The sequence below is a fragment of the Pantoea sp. PNA 14-12 genome (assembly GCF_004364735.1).
In the GTDB taxonomy this organism is placed as follows: domain Bacteria; phylum Pseudomonadota; class Gammaproteobacteria; order Enterobacterales; family Enterobacteriaceae; genus Pantoea; species Pantoea stewartii.
In genome coordinates this window covers 35,678-51,041 of sequence record NZ_SOAJ01000009.1, presented here as the reverse complement: position 1 = coordinate 51,041, position 15,364 = coordinate 35,678, and the positions used below count along the sequence as shown (strand labels likewise).

Below are 15,364 nucleotides of genomic sequence, written 5' to 3'. Positions count from 1 at the left end.
AGGCCGTTGATGTTAGAGCTGAAGCGGTTAGCGATAGCTTCGCCGGCTGCATCGTCTTTTGCGCTGTTGATACGCAGGCCAGAAGACAGGCGCTCAATTGCAGTACCCAGAGAAGACTGTGACTTGCTCAGGTTGTTCTGGGTAACCAGCGACAGGGTGTTAGTGTTAATCACTGCCATGATGTTTTTCCTTTAAAAAATTGAGCCATATTAGGCGTCTGAATTCGGCTAGCTTACCGACAACCTGATTATCGTCAGCCCTCGTTCAACCTTTAGAAAAAAAATTCAGTAATTTTTCGCCAGCCAAATCCGGGAAGACAATTAAAGAAAGGGGTTTTATTCAGCCATCAATTTTTTCAGAAACAGGCTAATCTTTTGCCACTCGCTGCCGATACCCATTTCACTTAACGTAAACTCGTAAAGGATTAAAGCATGGCAAGTGTAAGTTCACTCGGTGCTGGTACGAACCTCGACCTGAATACTCTCTACAGCAGCCTGGAATCCGCTGAGCAGACTAAACTGACGCCTATTACTAAGCAGCAGGCGTCCTATAACGCTCAGCTTACCGCCTGGGGCGTGGTGAAAACCGGCCTGTCAAAATTGCAGACCGCGGCGGCGGCATTGCAAAATGCCTCGACAATTGCGGCTACGAAAGTCACCAGCACGAATACCGCTTTCACTGCCACGCTGGCGAGCAAAGCCTCCGCCGGTAACTATTCTATTGAGGTTACTCAACTCGCCTCTTCGCAATCGCTGCTGTCAAAATCAGCCAGCAGTAAAGATACCGATTTAGGTGATCAGAGCCTGGCATCTCGCACGATTACGATTTCCCAGTCTGGGCAGAAATCGCCGCTCACGGTAACACTGAGCAAAGATCAAACCAGCCTGTCTGATATTCGCGATGCGATTAATAAACAGCAAGGCAGCGTAAACGCCAGTATTATTAAAGCAGACGATAATACCTATTATCTGTCTCTGACTGCACGCGACAGTGGCACAGCGAATGCGATGACGGTCAGTACGGACGACGGCACGCTGTCCCAGTATATTAATTACAGTTCGGGTGGCAGCAGCAACGCGATGACCGAACAGGTTGCCGCTAAAGATGCGCAGTTAAAAATTAACGGCGTGTCCATCACCCGCAGCAGCAATACCGTCACGGACGCGCCTGAAGGTGTCACGCTCAACCTGACGAAAACCACCGCTGCAAATACACCGGAAACGCTGACCGTCGCCACAGACAATCAGCCAATGACGGCGGCAATCCAGGCTTACGTGGATGCCTACAACTCCCTGCAAACCACTATCGGTAACCAGACGAAATACACGGCGGTGAAAGCGGGTGAGTCGCAAAGTTCCGGTAACGGCGATCTGTTGGGTGATAATACCTTACGTAACATCCAGACCAGCCTGCGCAGTCAACTGTCCAGCGCACAAGCCAGCGGAAACCTGACCAGTCTGTCACAACTGGGGATCACGCAGGACGTTAACGGCAAGCTGACTGTGGACAGCACCAAACTGGACAAAGCCCTGACCAATCAACCGACAGATGTCCTGAACTTTCTGACGGGTGACGGTAAAACAACCGGGTTTGCCACACAGGCAAATAACAAACTGACGCAGATACTGGCCAGTGACGGACAGGTACAAAATGCCACTAACGGCATTAATACCTCACTGAAAAAACTGTCCGATCAGTACGACGAAGTAAACAGCCAGATTGCGGCGACCATGGCGCGTTACAAAACACAGTTTACCAGTCTGTCTACCCTGGTCAGCTCCATGACCCAGACCGGTAACTATTTGACCCAGCAGTTCGCCAAACTATAACAGGAGTGGTAAGCATGTACGCTAAGTCCGGTATTCAGGCCTATGCGCAGGTAGGTGTGGAAAGCGCCGTATTAAGCGCCAGCCCACATCAGCTGGTCGTGCTGCTTTTTGATGGCGCCCTGAGCGCCATGAAAAAAGCTGCCATTTTAATTGAGCAAGGCGATATTCCCGGTAAAGGTAACGCCTTATCTAAGGCCATTAATATCATTACTAACGGGCTGCGCGCAGGCCTGAACCATGAGGTTGGCGGTGAAATTTCAGCTAATCTCGACGATCTGTATGAATATATGACCCGTCGTCTGTTACAGGCTAACCTGAACAACGACCTTGAGGCCATTACGGAAGTCGAAGGCTTGCTCAATAATATTGCGGATGCGTGGAAACAGATTGGCCCTAATTACCAGCCACAGCAGGATACCTTTTAATGAGTCATCCACTCGAGCTGCTAAAAGGATATCAACACTTACTCACGCTCAGTAATGCCATGCTGGAAAATGCCCGGCAGGGACAATGGGATGAGTTGCTTAGTTGCGAATCAACTTACGTTAGTAGCGTCGAGCGTGTTGCGCGTGATAACGATGCCAGTGCGCTGTCCGCATTACAGCGGGCACAAATTCGCCCGGTACTTGAGCAAATTCTGAAGAATGAAACCACGCTGAAGACGTTGCTGGGTGAACGTATGAGCGAACTGCGCTCGCTGGTCACGACCTCAACGCAGCAACACAACATTGTCTCTTCTTACGGCAAGATGGCGGGTAATATTCTTTACCCAAAAGACCAGTAAAGGCCGACTTATGCGGGTAAACACTCTTTTTTTAGTTTACCCGCGTAATTTCTTCACTCTTATCCCATACTTCCAGTTCCCTCTCCTCTGACTGGACGTTTGTCATGCACAACCCAACCCTTTTGCAGTTTTTCCACTGGTATTATCCCGATGGCAGCACGCTGTGGCCGGAAGTCGCAGAAAAAGCGGCCCTGCTTAATGACATCGGCATCAACATGGTCTGGCTGCCCCCTTGCTATAAAGGCGAGTCCGGTGGTTATTCGGTGGGTTATGACAGCTACGATCTCTTCGATTTAGGCGAGTTTGAGCAAAAAGGCAGCGTCGCCACCAAATATGGTGATAAGCAGCAGTTGCTGGCTGCCGTCAATGCGCTGCGCAGCCACAACATTGGCGTGCTGCTGGATGTGGTTCTCAACCATAAAATGGGCGCGGACGAGAAAGAACAGGTGAGCGTAAATCGCGTTAACCCGGATAATCGTGATGAAATTTATCCCGAGGTCGTGGAATGCGAAGCCTGGACAAAGTTTACGTTTCCGGCGCGGGCAGGCGAATACTCGACATTCATCTGGGATCATAAGTGTTTTAGCGGGGTCGACCATATTGAAAATCCCGATGAAAACGGCGTGTTCAAAATTATCAACGATTACACCGCTGAAGGCTGGAACGACCAGGTGGATAACGAGTTAGGTAACTTTGATTATCTGATGGGCGCCAATGTTGATTTCCGCAATAAGGCGGTGAGCGAAGAACTCAAATACTGGGCGCGCTGGGTCATGGAGCAGGTCCCCTGCACCGGCTTTCGTCTGGACGCGGTAAAACATATCCCGGCCTGGTTTTACAAAGACTGGATCGAACATATTCAGGACGTCGCTAACGAACCGCTGTTTATTGTGGCGGAATACTGGTCCTTTGAAACCGAAAAGTTGCAGGAATATATCAATCAGGTGGAAGGCAAAACGCTGCTGTTTGACGCCCCACTGCATATGAATTTTCATCAGGCGTCTAAAGCCGGCAGCGATTATGACCTGAGCAAAATTTTTGATAACTCGTTGGTATTAGCCGACCCGTGGCATGCCGTGACTATCGTGGCCAACCACGACACACAGCCGCTGCAGTCTCTGGAAGCGCCCGTTGAAGCCTGGTTTAAGCCGCTGGCTTATGCGCTGATTCTGTTGCGCGAGCAAGGCGTTCCGACCATTTTTTATCCGGACCTGTTCGGTGCCCACTATGAGGATGAAGGCGGAGACGGTGAAATGCATCAGGTCGATATGCCGGTCATTCCTGAACTCGAAGGGCTGATTCGTGCCCGTCAGCAATTTGGCTGGGGCGCGCAAACCGATTACTTCGACCATCCTAACTGCGTCGCGTTCAGCCGCAGCGGAACCGCTGAAAAGCCGGGCTGTATTGTGATTATGTCGAATGGCGAAGCGGGGGAAAAACAGATTTCAATGGGAGAAGGATATGCCGGGAAAGTATGGTATGACTATCTGGGACATCAATCCGATACCGTTACGACGGACGACGCCGGCAGCGCCGTGTTTCGCTGTAATGCAGGCAGCGTGAGTGTCTGGGTTGTTGAGGCGTAAAACCACAGGTCCGCTGCTTTTTCTGGCGCGGTAACAGCCTGCGCATCAGCGCAAAGCGGTCCTTAAGACCGCTTTGCGTCATTTATTTGTTCAGAACCGGACGCATAATCTCGGGTTCGATATTCTGAATCACATCCACACCGGGATGTTGGGCCGCTTCCTGTAAAGCTTTCTGGCATTCCACCGTGGGTCGATCGACCTTACGCAACGTAAGCCCGTCGTAATCCAGCTCACCGCCATCCAGATCCAGTGTCATAATGCGTAACTGACGCGTGACATTGACATAATCGCCATTCAGCTGCGTCAATTTGCCTGGCTTCGCAATGACCCGTTGCCACTGCCGGCAATCCAGCGTACTGCCGTCCGCGTTGATAATCAGACTCCCAATCGCCTTATCGCTAATCAGGTTACTCTGCGGCCCAACCGTCTGCCAGTTGCCTTGTAAAGTTGCCGGGGCCGGCGTTTGCACCGCACTTTGATAACTGTTTATTTGTGCGCAGCCACTCAGCGCCAGTGTGGCAATCAGCATCCAGTTTTTCATCTTTGATCCCTAAATCCGGTTAATGGCGGCTACGTTATAATTTTTACTGCCAGATGTGCAAGATATCTGAGGGATGAAATCAACGTAAAGCGCGCTTTTCCTGAATTCATCACGCACCGGGGGATGTTTATTCCCTTCCCTGCCCGCTTTTATCGCTGTGAATGAACCTGTCCTCTCCGGCCTGACAAGGGAGGCACAACAGGCTACACTGTCGCCCTGCATTACATCTCAGAGATTTGTCATGAAAACTCCAGAAGCTTATTATGCCCAGGCACGCCAAATGTTCTTCACTGCCCACGCCGATTTTCAGGCCGCACTCGATGAACTGACCGAACAGGATGCCCGTGCCGCCAATATGTCCCTGCGTGAATTGCGCGAGTGGCACGCCGAACGCATTTATGCCGCCTTTTTACGCCAGAAAAATCTTGATGGTATGATTTTTTCGATTCAACTGGCAGAGCCGGATAAAGCCGTCGCCGCCGAAGCCATCGAAGCCTATCTCCGATCGCATGCCGAATCTCTGGGAATGAGTTGGGAAGAATTTTGTATTAAGAACGAGCTCTAGCTATACCTCAGCTGTGCGGACAGGAAGAATAACGGCGATGGCGTTGCGCAGCGTCGTGACAACAAACGGTTAATGCCCCTGATACGGCCTCGCTGGCGGCAGAAAACCCCGCTGCCGCCAGCGTTAGCCATCACTCTTCTTGTTCGAGCTTTCCCCTCACCTCAACATACTTAGCCACGGCCAGTAATCGGTTGAGGTGCGTGAGCAACAGATCAATATCAGACTGCATGAACTCTGATGAGGAACGCGATGCCGTGACAATGGCATCCTGCACCGTCTCAGAAATCGTTAACGCATTATCTTGTTTCGCCTGGACTAATAAAGCGGCAACCAGCAATGACTGCGCTTCGACCTGAGCAGTCAGTTCCTTTGCATCGACATCCATTTTTGCCAGTTTAAGCAGAATATCAATAACCAATTGTCGCATTGCACTTCTCCCGGTGAGTGAGCGCATATATCGTTAAGAGCGCCCTCAGAGTAAACCAGATAAAAATGCTTTTCTACGCGGGACCTAAAAAACGGATTCATGCAAACATCAGCTTGATACTGTTTTTATTTACAGTAAAATGGCAACGCGATTTTGCCCTGAAGGGATGGTTATTATGTTTGTAGAGTTAATTTACGATAAGCGTAATGTCGCGGGCCTGCCAGGGGCGCGCGACATGATATTGGCAGAGCTTGAAAAGCGTGTGCATCGTGTTTTTCCTGACATCGAGGTCAAGGTGAAACCGATGGAACGTAACGCGATAGAAACCGACCTCAGCAAGAATGATAAAGCCACTGTCGCGCGTCTGGTGGAAGAAATGTTTGATGAAGCCGAGTTTTGGCTGGTGGCGGATTAATCCGTTAATCGCCACCTCTCAGTTAGCGGGAGATACCTTAACTCTCCTGCTCACTGTGGTTGATTTCAATTTCAATATCCTGAATGGCTTTCTCCAGATCTTCCAGCAACGTTCCCTGCTTATTCAGTAATGCGTCAATACGGGCCGCATTCCCTTCATCCTTGTATTCACCGGCATCAAAGGCTAACCAATGGGCGGAAAGCGTCTCAGTATTCGTTTGCGCATAGTGGCGCATTTCTTTCAACTGGGATGCCACGTCACGCAGATAATCGGTTTTGCTTTTGGTTTCGATTGAATCACTCATGCTGTGTTTCCTTTTGGTTGTTTTTCCAATGAAAATATCGTCTGGAGATTTAAAGGTAGGACAATATAGCGGTTTTGCATTAGGAATAATCGGAAGTCACTTTTACAGGACATGGCTTCTCGCCGTGGTCAGGCGGAAAACGGCAGTGTCATACCCCGTCCTTACGTGATGATAAATATACTGACGGGTCTCCGCTCACAGCTTTGTTGTGCTGGTCTAGACTTAGAGGACGACAAAGAGGAGCAAACGATGCACAACCAAAGTAATGATAAACGTAAACATGAAGGCGATGTCAGCAAAGGATTACCCGAAGCCGCACCTAATGCGGGAAATGCCTACGAGGAAGATGATCATCCCGCAAACGATGCACCGAAAGATCACGGTGAAGTGCCCAGAAAAAATGATGACAGTCAGGATGATAAAAAGGATCCTTTCAAAGCATCATGACATCTCACCGTCTGCCCACTTAACCGGGGCAGACGGTGATCTGCCCCATGCTTTGAAGCCGGTGCAGCCATTATTTTAAGGCCAGCAGGATGAGAAGCCATGCCTCCCTGCTCGTTAACCCAGCTGGCCTGGCATGTGGGCTGCTCGCCTGGCAACGGTCAGGGACGGGCGGGCAACAGGCTTTGGCCCTTTATTCACACGGATCGCAGGCGCAGAAAACCGCCGGATACGGGAGCGGGCCCCCTCTGCACGTGATCAGGCTTGCTGATTTAAATAATCGACCAGCATCTCAAGATTGATCCGGTGAGGGCCGTCTGGATAAAAAACATCCTGCGCCGGTCGATGGGCATCGAATAACGGTTGCAGATTCACATCCCGATCCAGCAACTGAATCGTCCCCTCAGTCAGTTTGTAAGAAATCACTGTGCAGGAACCTTCCGGGATTTTATCTATAAAATCTGACTTCCGGTTTTCCGAATAGACTTCATATTTAATCTGCTCACCACTTTTTGAGTTCGTGAGAAGTGTTTGAATTAAGTATCTCATGTTGTTATATCCGTGAGCAGAATGAATGCTGACATTAATATCAGGCGACAGATTTAAACAGTTAAATATTTTAATTAGATTAGAAGAGGAATATTTCCGTTTGATGTGTAACCGGGGATGCAAGCCGCGTGGTGCCTGTTACGCTGCTGTCGCAACCCGCGTCGCCGTTAAGGTAAACAGGTTTTGCTGGCTTACGAATACATACCAGATTACATCTTTTGCTTTCAGTATTTCATTTTTTACTTCCCACCTTCAGGGATATTTTTAGTTATTAAGCTAACTAATTTTGCTTTTAAAAGTCGTAGAAAAATTACAACATTAGAAATGATATTTTTTGACGCAGGAACCGTGCTGAAAATACTTTAGCGGATGGCGTCATGCAGCCGTAACCGGCACAGCGAAAATGTCATAGTGAACGCCTGCACGGAAGCGAAGGATAAAGATGCAGGATATATTTTCTTTCGGCAAGAAAAGGAGAATAAACACCGACAGGTAGATGTCTGAAGTAAAGGGATGATGAGGCAGGTTGTGGTGCGATAATCGCGTCTCAGACGCTGCCCTGACAGGCCCAACTCGGCTACCGCGCGCGGCTGGCATGGCCTGAACGCATCAGGAAAGGTTATCAGGTGTACGATTGCATCGTTGAACACGTATAAAGCAACAAGAAGGCGCTTTTGGTAAAGCCACATTCTGTGTCGCTCTTGTCCCAACTCAACGTCGCCAGGCATATACCTGATAATAAAGACCCGTTTTCCCGACTACACCTGCATGTTCATGATGTCGGTATAGGCCGAAACCAGCTTGTTCCTGACCTGAATCCCCATCTGCATGGAGATAGACGATTTTTGCAGATCGACCATCACATCGTTTAAAGCGACACCGGGTTTCCCCATTTCGAACGCCTGCGCCTGGCTACGGGCGGTGGTCTGGGTTTCGCTGATTTTGTCCAGAGCGGCCTTCATGGTCGCGCCAAAATCGATATGGCTGTTGACCTCATCGCTTTTGTTATTGGCCTGAAGCGAGGTCATCTGTAACTGCTGTAAAACACCGTCGATTGCCTGAATTGACATGGTTGCTACCTCATTAAAAAAGATGAAGATTTTTGACGTGGGGAGAAGTTAACACATTGTCAATAAGACAAAGCCGCTAAATGACGCTAAAAACCGTGGCTTATTCACCCATCGAATTTTGCGTTTCATCAAATAATGCCAGGCATTGAAGTAGAAATTTTATTTAAGCAGGTCAGGGAGTCTGTTTTGCCATCACAACTAACCCGGTCAATTACGTCAGGCAGGAATCGGTCATGAATGCGAGTGCAGCCGCCACACAAAATGAAGAAACGAAAGGCTTTGGTGACCTTCTCGCTCGCCTGCGTGCCAATCCACGTATTCCGTTAATCGTCGCAGCCGCAGCCGCTATCGCTGTGGTTTTTGCGTTGGTGCTCTGGGCCAAAACACCGAACTACAGCGTATTGTTCAGCAACCTGTCCAATGAGGACGGGGGTGCCATTGTCACGCAGTTGACGCAAATGAATGTCCCTTATCGTTTCGCGGATAACGGCGGTGCATTAATGGTGCCGGAAGATAAGGTGCATGAGCTGCGCCTGCGTCTGGCTGAACAGGGCCTGCCTAAAGGTGGCAACGTCGGTTTTGAACTGCTGGATAAAGAAAAGTTCGGTATCAGCCAGTTCAGCGAGCAGGTGAACTACCAGCGCGCACTGGAAGGCGAGCTGGCACGTACTATCGAATCTCTGGGGCCGGTGAAAACGGCGCGCGTCCATCTGGCGATGCCTAAACCAACCCTGTTCGTACGTGAGCAAAAAGCGCCATCCGCGTCTGTGACGTTAACTCTGCAGCCAGGCCGTGCGCTGGATGAAGGTCAGATTCAGGCCATCACGCACATGGTTTCCAGCAGCGTGGCCGGTTTACCGCCGGGGAACGTGACCGTGGTCGATCAGAGCGGTCATCTGTTAACCCGTTCTGACGCAGTAGGCCGTGATCTGAACGATGCACAGCTGAAATATGCCGCCGAAGTCGAAGCGCGTTACCAGCAACGTATCGAAGCGATCCTTAACCCGATTCTGGGCCAGGGCAATGTCCATGCACAGGTAACGGCACAGATTAACTTCGATACCAGTGAACAGACGGATGAGAAGTACCAGCCAAACGGCGATCCGAAAAACGCGTCTATTCGCTCTCAGCAGACCAGCACCAGCGAGCAGACGGGCAGCCCTTATCCGGGCGGCGTACCGGGCGCACTGTCTAACCAGCCTGCGCCAGCCAATACGGCCCCGATCAATACGGCCAATAACAATGCGGCCAATGGCCAGAATGCCAATGGTCAGAACAATGCGGCCAATGGTCAACGGACCAGCACAGCCTCTACCAGCAGTGTACCGACCAACTCGCGCCGTGATGATACGGTGAACTATGAGCTGGATCGTACCATTCGTCATACCAAGATGAATGTGGGTGACGTGCAGCGCCTGTCTGTTGCCGTGGTGGTGAACTATCGCGAAGACGATAAAGGCAAAGCGATTGCGCTGAATGAGCAGCAGCTGAAGCAGATTGAAGACCTGACGCGCGAAGCCATGGGCTATTCACAGACACGTGGCGACACTGTCAACGTGGTGAACTCGCAGTTTAATACCACCGAGCCTGTATCAACTGAACTGCCCTTCTGGCAACAGCAGTCGTTCTTTGATCAGCTGATTAATGCAGGTAAATGGCTGTTGGTTGCGCTGGTGGCGTTCATCCTGTATCGCAAAATGGTGCGTCCGCATGTTCTGCGTAAGAAAGCCGCAGAGCAGGCCGCTGCAGAAGCTCAGGCTGCCCGTGCTGCTCAGCAGAACGATCAGGAAGCATACAGCGTCCAGCTCAGCAAAGATGAACTTGAGCAGGAACGTAAATCTAATAACCGCATGAGCGCTGAAGTCATGAGCCAGCGTATCCGCGACATGTCTGAAAACGATCCGCGCGTTGTTGCGCTGGTGATTCGCGAATGGATGAGTAACGAACTATGAGTCTGACCGGTACTGAAAAAAGCGCCATTCTGATGATGACCATTGGTGAAGAACGCGCGGCGGAAGTCTTTAAGCACCTGAACCAGCGTGAGGTTCAGCATCTGAGTGCCGCGATGGCCAGCATGCGTCAGGTCTCGCATAAGCAACTGACCGAAGTGCTGCGTGAGTTTGAAGGCGATGCCGAGCAGTTCGCGGCACTGAGCCTCAACTCGAACGATTACCTGCGCTCCGTGCTGACCCGGGCGTTGGGTGAAGAGCGTGCGTCAAGCCTGCTGGAAGATATCCTTGAAACCCGCGATACCACCAGTGGTATGGAAACGCTCAACTTCATGGAACCGCAGGCCGCAGCCGATCTGATTCGCGACGAGCATCCACAGATCATCGCGACTATCCTGGTCCACCTGAAACGGGGTCAGGCTGCCGATATTCTGGCCTTGTTTGATGAGCGCCTGCGTCATGACGTCATGCTGCGTATTGCTACCTTCGGTGGTGTGCAGCCGGCAGCGCTGGCAGAACTGACCGAAGTCCTGAACAGCCTGCTCGACGGTACCAACCTCAAGCGTGCGAAGATGGGCGGCGTGAGAACGGCGGCCGAAATTATCAACCTGATGAAAACGCAGCAGGAAGAAGCGGTTATCGAAGCGGTACGCGACTTCGATGGCGAACTGGCACAGAAAATTATCGACGAGATGTTCCTGTTCGAAAACCTGGTGGAAGTGGACGACCGCAGTATCCAGCGTCTGTTGCAGGAAGTGGAATCCGAGCAGTTGCTGATCGCCCTGAAAGGTGCCGAGCAGCCGCTGCGCGAGAAGTTCCTCAAAAACATGTCAGCCCGTGCGGCCGATATCCTGCGCGACGATCTGGCCAACCGTGGTCCGGTACGTATGTCTGCAGTAGAGAACGAACAGAAAGCGATCCTGCTGGTGGTGCGTCGTCTGGCAGAATCCGGCGAGATGGTAATCGGTGGCGGCGAGGAAACCTATGTCTGATGCATTTTCCGCCCGCCCCTGGCAACTGTGGCAGCCTGTAGAACTGGGGCGTCCTGAAGAGCCCGCGACGATTCAGGCTGAACCCGAAATCGAATTCTTCGAATCAGAAGAAGACGAACAGCAACAGCAGTTTGAGCAGATGCAGCAGCAGTTGCGTAAAGAAGCCCACGGTCAAGGCTACAGCGAAGGCCATCAGCAGGGGTTTAATGAAGGTCAGAAAGCCGGCTATGACGCGGGCTTTCAGCAAGGCCTTGCTGATGCGCAGCAACAGCAGGCTCCCTTACAGGCGCGAATGCAGCAGCTGGTGACGGAATTTCAAAATACGCTGGAATCGCTGGACAGCGTCATTGCTGCCCGCCTGATGCAGCTGGCTCTGGAAGCCGCGCGTTCGGTGATTGGTCAGGCCACCACGGTGGATGGCAGTGCGTTGCTGCGCCAGATTCAGGGCTTACTGCAGCAGGAGCCCATGTTTAGCGGTAAGCCGCAGCTTCGGGTGCATCCTGATGACCTGCTGAGGATTGAACAAACACTGGGGCCAACGCTTGATCTGCACGGCTGGCGTTTACTGGCTGACAATACGCTGCACCCCGGCGGCTGCAAGCTCAGTGCCGAAGACGGCGATCTTGACGCGAGCGTGGCAACCCGCTGGCAGGAACTGTGCCGTCTTGCCGCACCTGGAGAGTTTTAATGACCACTCGTCTGAACCGCTGGCTGGGCTCGCTTGATGCCTTCGAAAGTCGTATTGCGCAGGTGCAACCTGTTCGTCGCTATGGACGGCTGACGCGTGCCACCGGCCTGGTTCTCGAAGCTACCGGCCTGCAGTTGCCGCTCGGTTCGACCTGTGTGATTGAACGTAATGACGGTAAAACGATTAGCGAAATTGAAAGCGAAGTCGTGGGCTTCAACGGTCAGAAACTGTTGATGATGCCGCTGGAAGAAGTGGACGGCATTCTGCCCGGCGCGCGCGTTTATGCCCGTACCACCGGCGATAACCCTCATTCAGGTAAACAGCTGCTGCTGGGGCCACAGCTGCTAGGCCGGGTGCTTGATGGCAGCGGTCGCCCACTGGATGGCTTGCCTTCCCCGGAAACGGGCTACCGTGCTCCATTGAACACACCGCCGTTTAACCCTTTACAGCGCACCCCTATTACCGATGTGCTGGACACCGGCGTTCGGGCGATTAACGCCCTGCTCACCGTTGGCCGGGGACAACGTATGGGCTTGTTCGCCGGATCAGGCGTGGGTAAAAGTGTGCTGCTCGGCATGATGGCGCGCTATACCCAGGCCGATGTGATCGTGGTGGGCTTAATCGGTGAACGTGGCCGTGAAGTTAAAGACTTTATTGAAAACATCTTAGGTGCTGAAGGCCGCGCCCGTTCGGTCGTCATCGCCGCGCCGGCAGATGTCTCACCGCTACTGCGCCTGCAGGGTGCCGCTTACGCCACGCGCATTGCGGAGGATTTCCGCGATCGCGGTAAACATGTTTTATTAATCATGGATTCGCTGACACGTTATGCCATGGCGCAACGTGAAATCGCGCTGGCGATTGGTGAGCCGCCGGCCACCAAAGGTTATCCACCTTCCGTATTTGCCAAACTGCCCGCCCTGGTTGAACGCGCGGGTAACGGCATCGATGGCGGCGGCTCGATCACGGCGTTTTATACCGTGCTGACCGAAGGCGACGATCAGCAGGACCCGATTGCTGACTCTGCGCGTGCCATCCTTGACGGCCACATTGTGCTGTCACGTCGTCTGGCCGAAGCCGGCCATTATCCGGCGATTGATATTGAAGCCTCAATCAGTCGTGCCATGACGTCACTGATTGATGAAAACCATTATGCACGCGTGCGCCAGTTCAAACAGTTGCTCTCGAGTTTCCAGCGCAACCGGGATCTGGTCAGCGTCGGTGCCTATGCCGCCGGTAGCGATCCGATGCTGGACAAAGCCATTCAGCTTTATCCGCAGATGGAAGCCTTCCTGCAACAAGGCATTTTTGAGCGCAGTGAGTACGACGATGCCTGCCTGCATTTACATGCATTGTTCGGTTAATTCGCGCGTTTGATATGAGGACATCGTAATGAAAACAGTCAATGCCATTGACACTTTGCGTGACCTGGCGGAACAGGATCTTGAACGCGCCGCCGTGCTGTTAGGCGATATGCGGCGTGGCCAGCAGGCTGCAAACGAGCAGCTCAGTATGTTGCTTGACTATCAGGATGAATACCGCAACAAGCTGAACAGCGACATGTCCAGCGGTATTGCCAGCAACCGCTGGACGAACTATCACCAGTTCATTCAGACGCTGGAAAAAGCCATTGAGCAACACCGCAGTCAGTTGCAGCAATGGAATCAACGACTTGAACAGGCACTGGTTAACTGGCGTGAAAAACAACAACGCCTCAATGCCTATCAGACGCTGATTACCCGGGCAGAAGAAAATGCATTACGACAAGAAAACCGTCTCGACCAGAAACGGATGGATGAATTTGCCCAACGGGCTGCACTGAGGAAAGGCGAATGATTACGCTGCCAAACATTGCGTTGACAACGAAAACAACCGGCACCGCTGAAACATCGGGGACTACCGATCTGCTGAGCGGTGGCGAGGCGCTACCGAAGGACTTTATCACTACGCTGGGAAATCAGTTGCTTTCCCTGGCGAAACTGCACAGTAAAACCACGGTTGCAGCAGAAAAAAATAGCGTCGCTGATGACGACAGCAAGGTTGCCACGTCGTTGAATGCATTGATCTCTTCGCTGGAAAACCCGACTGCACTTAGTGCGCTGTTTAAACCGGAAAATATTAAAGCCGGTACAAAATCAGCCGATGATAAGGGTGACGCGAAAGAGGCCGCGCTGAACAGCAGCGATATGCAAAATATTCAGGCGCTGTTTGCCATGTTACCGGCAACCGGCTTGCAACAGGCCGTGAAAGACAGCACGACGACGCGTGACGTGGATATGCAACGCGATGCCGGACCGCGTTCGGCCTTATCGGCACTGACGCAGGCGGTGACCACGGCACTGAGCGGTGATGACAAAGACGCGAAAAACAGCAAGGTGCAGGATGGCGGTCGCCTGGCCAGTAACGTTGACCAGGCCAGCCGTGGAGTAACGCCCGCAGCCACGACGCAAACCGCATCGACACCGGCACAGTTGACGACAGACGCCAGTTTTCAGCAGATACTGAGCAGCGTCAACAAGCAGGATGAGCGTCCGATAAACGCTGCAGCCAGCGATAATCAGACGATGATTGCCGCGCCGATAACCAGCGCCAGCAGCGTTATGCAACCCTTCACGGCCTCTGCGTCGATGAACACGCCGTCTACGCCGATGCTGAATGCCCACCTGGGTAGCAATGAATGGCAGCAGGCCCTGAGTCAACAAATTGTGATGTTCAGTCGTAACGGCCAGCAGAATGCGGAGTTACGCCTGCATCCAGAAGATCTCGGTGCGATCCAGATCAGCCTGAAACTGAATAACGATCAGGCACAGTTAAATATGGTTTCAGGTCACAGCCATGTCAGGGCTGCACTGGAAGCCGCGCTTCCTCAGCTGCGCACTGCGCTGGCTGAAAATGGTATTAACCTGGGTGAGAGTCAGGTCAGCAGTGACAGTTTCGCGCAAGGGCAAAGCTTCCAGCATCAGCAAGAGGCGCGTCGCGACGGACAGCACGGCAGCTTCTCTCTGACCCAGGACAGTGATAACGACATCACGCCGATTGCCGTACCGCAGGCTCTTCAGGCCCGGTTAAACGGTAAGGGCGCCGTCGACACCTTTGCCTGACAGCGACAAACGCTGAAGGTAAGCGTAAAACCCGTGTCTTTTCTTGCCATTGTTTGACTTAAGACACGCGATAATCTGTTCAGGTGAGCCGAGAGGCTCGCCCATAATTCACAGGAAGTAACT

Annotated in this window: 18 protein-coding genes and 1 pseudogene; 13 read left to right on the top strand and 6 right to left on the bottom strand. The window is 52.2% G+C overall.

Going from position 1 to position 15,364, the window contains the following annotated elements; translation table 11 throughout:
- Positions 1–179, bottom strand: a pseudogene (locus C7434_RS21450) (flagellin FliC); the annotation flags it as partial.
- Between the two features lie 252 nt (positions 180–431).
- Here C7434_RS21450 and fliD point away from each other — a divergent pair.
- The 4 genes from fliD (at position 432) to amyA (ending at position 4,199) form a co-directional block, all read left to right on the top strand.
- The gene (fliD, locus tag C7434_RS21445; protein WP_033742060.1) at positions 432–1,829 is read left to right on the top strand and encodes a flagellar filament capping protein FliD; all 1,398 of its coding nucleotides are present in this window, start codon (positions 432–434) and stop codon (positions 1,827–1,829) included.
- Between the two features lie 14 nt (positions 1,830–1,843).
- Positions 1,844–2,254, top strand: coding sequence for a flagellar export chaperone FliS (gene fliS / locus C7434_RS21440; protein WP_033742062.1), 411 nt, complete (start codon positions 1,844–1,846; stop codon positions 2,252–2,254).
- A complete protein-coding gene (fliT, locus tag C7434_RS21435; protein WP_033742064.1) occupies positions 2,254–2,613 on the top strand; it encodes a flagellar protein FliT in 360 nt (119 codons plus the stop codon). Before fliS ends, fliT begins: the two co-directional genes overlap by 1 nt.
- Before the next feature lie 104 nt (positions 2,614–2,717).
- A complete protein-coding gene (gene amyA / locus C7434_RS21430) occupies positions 2,718–4,199 on the top strand; it encodes an alpha-amylase (protein WP_033742066.1) in 1,482 nt (493 codons plus the stop codon).
- Between the two features lie 82 nt (positions 4,200–4,281).
- Here the strand turns inward: amyA and yedD are convergent, their stop codons facing one another.
- Positions 4,282–4,740: a lipoprotein YedD gene (yedD, locus tag C7434_RS21425; protein WP_033742068.1), complete on the bottom strand. Its 459-nt coding sequence runs from the start codon at positions 4,738–4,740 to the stop codon at positions 4,282–4,284.
- A gap of 241 nt (positions 4,741–4,981) precedes the next feature.
- Between yedD and C7434_RS21420 the strand changes: the two genes are divergently transcribed.
- The gene (locus C7434_RS21420) at positions 4,982–5,305 is read left to right on the top strand and encodes a DUF6388 family protein (protein ID WP_006119488.1); all 324 of its coding nucleotides are present in this window, start codon (positions 4,982–4,984) and stop codon (positions 5,303–5,305) included.
- Between the two features lie 130 nt (positions 5,306–5,435).
- On the opposite strand, the gene iraP is transcribed toward C7434_RS21420, so the two are convergent.
- Positions 5,436–5,732, bottom strand: coding sequence for an anti-adapter protein IraP (iraP, locus tag C7434_RS21415; RefSeq protein ID WP_006119490.1), 297 nt, complete (start codon positions 5,730–5,732; stop codon positions 5,436–5,438).
- A 175-nt stretch (positions 5,733–5,907) separates the two neighbouring features.
- Here iraP and C7434_RS21410 point away from each other — a divergent pair, with 175 nt between their 5' ends.
- A complete protein-coding gene (locus tag C7434_RS21410; protein WP_033742070.1) occupies positions 5,908–6,147 on the top strand; it encodes a DinI-like family protein in 240 nt (79 codons plus the stop codon).
- Between the two features lie 37 nt (positions 6,148–6,184).
- On the opposite strand, the gene C7434_RS21405 is transcribed toward C7434_RS21410, so the two are convergent.
- A complete protein-coding gene (locus C7434_RS21405) occupies positions 6,185–6,451 on the bottom strand; it encodes a hypothetical protein (protein ID WP_006119493.1) in 267 nt (88 codons plus the stop codon).
- A gap of 249 nt (positions 6,452–6,700) precedes the next feature.
- On the opposite strand from C7434_RS21405, the gene C7434_RS21400 reads away from it, so the two are divergent.
- Positions 6,701–6,898, top strand: coding sequence for a hypothetical protein (locus C7434_RS21400; RefSeq protein ID WP_006119494.1), 198 nt, complete (start codon positions 6,701–6,703; stop codon positions 6,896–6,898).
- A 255-nt stretch (positions 6,899–7,153) separates the two neighbouring features.
- Here the strand turns inward: C7434_RS21400 and C7434_RS21395 are convergent, their stop codons facing one another.
- The gene (locus tag C7434_RS21395; protein ID WP_033742072.1) at positions 7,154–7,444 is read right to left on the bottom strand and encodes a hypothetical protein; all 291 of its coding nucleotides are present in this window, start codon (positions 7,442–7,444) and stop codon (positions 7,154–7,156) included.
- 758 nt (positions 7,445–8,202) lie between these two features.
- Complete coding sequence (fliE, locus tag C7434_RS21390) at positions 8,203–8,514, bottom strand: flagellar hook-basal body complex protein FliE (RefSeq protein WP_006119561.1); 312 nt, start codon at positions 8,512–8,514, stop codon at positions 8,203–8,205.
- Between the two features lie 233 nt (positions 8,515–8,747).
- Between fliE and fliF the strand changes: the two genes are divergently transcribed.
- Genes fliF through C7434_RS21360 form a run of 6 tightly spaced genes read left to right on the top strand, consistent with a single transcriptional unit; the run spans position 8,748 to position 15,241 of the window.
- Positions 8,748–10,466 carry a flagellar basal-body MS-ring/collar protein FliF gene (gene fliF, locus C7434_RS21385; RefSeq protein ID WP_033742074.1) on the top strand — a complete coding sequence of 573 codons (1,719 nt, stop codon included), beginning with the start codon at positions 8,748–8,750 and terminating at the stop codon, positions 10,464–10,466.
- A complete protein-coding gene (gene fliG / locus C7434_RS21380; protein ID WP_006119564.1) occupies positions 10,463–11,455 on the top strand; it encodes a flagellar motor switch protein FliG in 993 nt (330 codons plus the stop codon). Before fliF ends, fliG begins: the two co-directional genes overlap by 4 nt.
- Positions 11,448–12,143: a flagellar assembly protein FliH gene (gene fliH / locus C7434_RS21375; protein ID WP_033742075.1), complete on the top strand. Its 696-nt coding sequence runs from the start codon at positions 11,448–11,450 to the stop codon at positions 12,141–12,143. Before fliG ends, fliH begins: the two co-directional genes overlap by 8 nt.
- Complete coding sequence (gene fliI / locus C7434_RS21370; RefSeq protein ID WP_033742076.1) at positions 12,143–13,504, top strand: flagellar protein export ATPase FliI; 1,362 nt, start codon at positions 12,143–12,145, stop codon at positions 13,502–13,504. The genes fliH and fliI overlap by 1 nt, the downstream gene beginning before the upstream one ends.
- A gap of 28 nt (positions 13,505–13,532) precedes the next feature.
- A complete protein-coding gene (gene fliJ / locus C7434_RS21365; RefSeq protein ID WP_033742078.1) occupies positions 13,533–13,976 on the top strand; it encodes a flagellar export protein FliJ in 444 nt (147 codons plus the stop codon).
- Positions 13,973–15,241: a flagellar hook-length control protein FliK gene (locus tag C7434_RS21360; protein WP_033742080.1), complete on the top strand. Its 1,269-nt coding sequence runs from the start codon at positions 13,973–13,975 to the stop codon at positions 15,239–15,241. The genes fliJ and C7434_RS21360 overlap by 4 nt, the downstream gene beginning before the upstream one ends.
- Positions 15,242–15,364: the final 123 nt, after the last annotated feature.

What these genes read in the sequence shown, in the direction of transcription:
- fliD (WP_033742060.1), top strand. Translation starts at nt 432, where the DNA reads ATGGCAAGTGTAAGTTCACTCGGTGCTGGTACGAACCTCGACCTGAAT.
- fliS (WP_033742062.1), top strand. Translation starts at nt 1,844, where the DNA reads ATGTACGCTAAGTCCGGTATTCAGGCCTATGCGCAGGTAGGTGTGGAA.
- fliT (WP_033742064.1), top strand. Translation starts at nt 2,254, where the DNA reads ATGAGTCATCCACTCGAGCTGCTAAAAGGATATCAACACTTACTCACG.
- amyA (WP_033742066.1), top strand. Translation starts at nt 2,718, where the DNA reads ATGCACAACCCAACCCTTTTGCAGTTTTTCCACTGGTATTATCCCGAT.
- yedD (WP_033742068.1), bottom strand. Translation starts at nt 4,740, where the DNA reads ATGAAAAACTGGATGCTGATTGCCACACTGGCGCTGAGTGGCTGCGCA.
- C7434_RS21420 (WP_006119488.1), top strand. Translation starts at nt 4,982, where the DNA reads ATGAAAACTCCAGAAGCTTATTATGCCCAGGCACGCCAAATGTTCTTC.
- iraP (WP_006119490.1), bottom strand. Translation starts at nt 5,732, where the DNA reads ATGCGACAATTGGTTATTGATATTCTGCTTAAACTGGCAAAAATGGAT.
- C7434_RS21410 (WP_033742070.1), top strand. Translation starts at nt 5,908, where the DNA reads ATGTTTGTAGAGTTAATTTACGATAAGCGTAATGTCGCGGGCCTGCCA.
- C7434_RS21405 (WP_006119493.1), bottom strand. Translation starts at nt 6,451, where the DNA reads ATGAGTGATTCAATCGAAACCAAAAGCAAAACCGATTATCTGCGTGAC.
- C7434_RS21400 (WP_006119494.1), top strand. Translation starts at nt 6,701, where the DNA reads ATGCACAACCAAAGTAATGATAAACGTAAACATGAAGGCGATGTCAGC.
- C7434_RS21395 (WP_033742072.1), bottom strand. Translation starts at nt 7,444, where the DNA reads ATGAGATACTTAATTCAAACACTTCTCACGAACTCAAAAAGTGGTGAG.
- fliE (WP_006119561.1), bottom strand. Translation starts at nt 8,514, where the DNA reads ATGTCAATTCAGGCAATCGACGGTGTTTTACAGCAGTTACAGATGACC.
- fliF (WP_033742074.1), top strand. Translation starts at nt 8,748, where the DNA reads ATGAATGCGAGTGCAGCCGCCACACAAAATGAAGAAACGAAAGGCTTT.
- fliG (WP_006119564.1), top strand. Translation starts at nt 10,463, where the DNA reads ATGAGTCTGACCGGTACTGAAAAAAGCGCCATTCTGATGATGACCATT.
- fliH (WP_033742075.1), top strand. Translation starts at nt 11,448, where the DNA reads ATGTCTGATGCATTTTCCGCCCGCCCCTGGCAACTGTGGCAGCCTGTA.
- fliI (WP_033742076.1), top strand. Translation starts at nt 12,143, where the DNA reads ATGACCACTCGTCTGAACCGCTGGCTGGGCTCGCTTGATGCCTTCGAA.
- fliJ (WP_033742078.1), top strand. Translation starts at nt 13,533, where the DNA reads ATGAAAACAGTCAATGCCATTGACACTTTGCGTGACCTGGCGGAACAG.
- C7434_RS21360 (WP_033742080.1), top strand. Translation starts at nt 13,973, where the DNA reads ATGATTACGCTGCCAAACATTGCGTTGACAACGAAAACAACCGGCACC.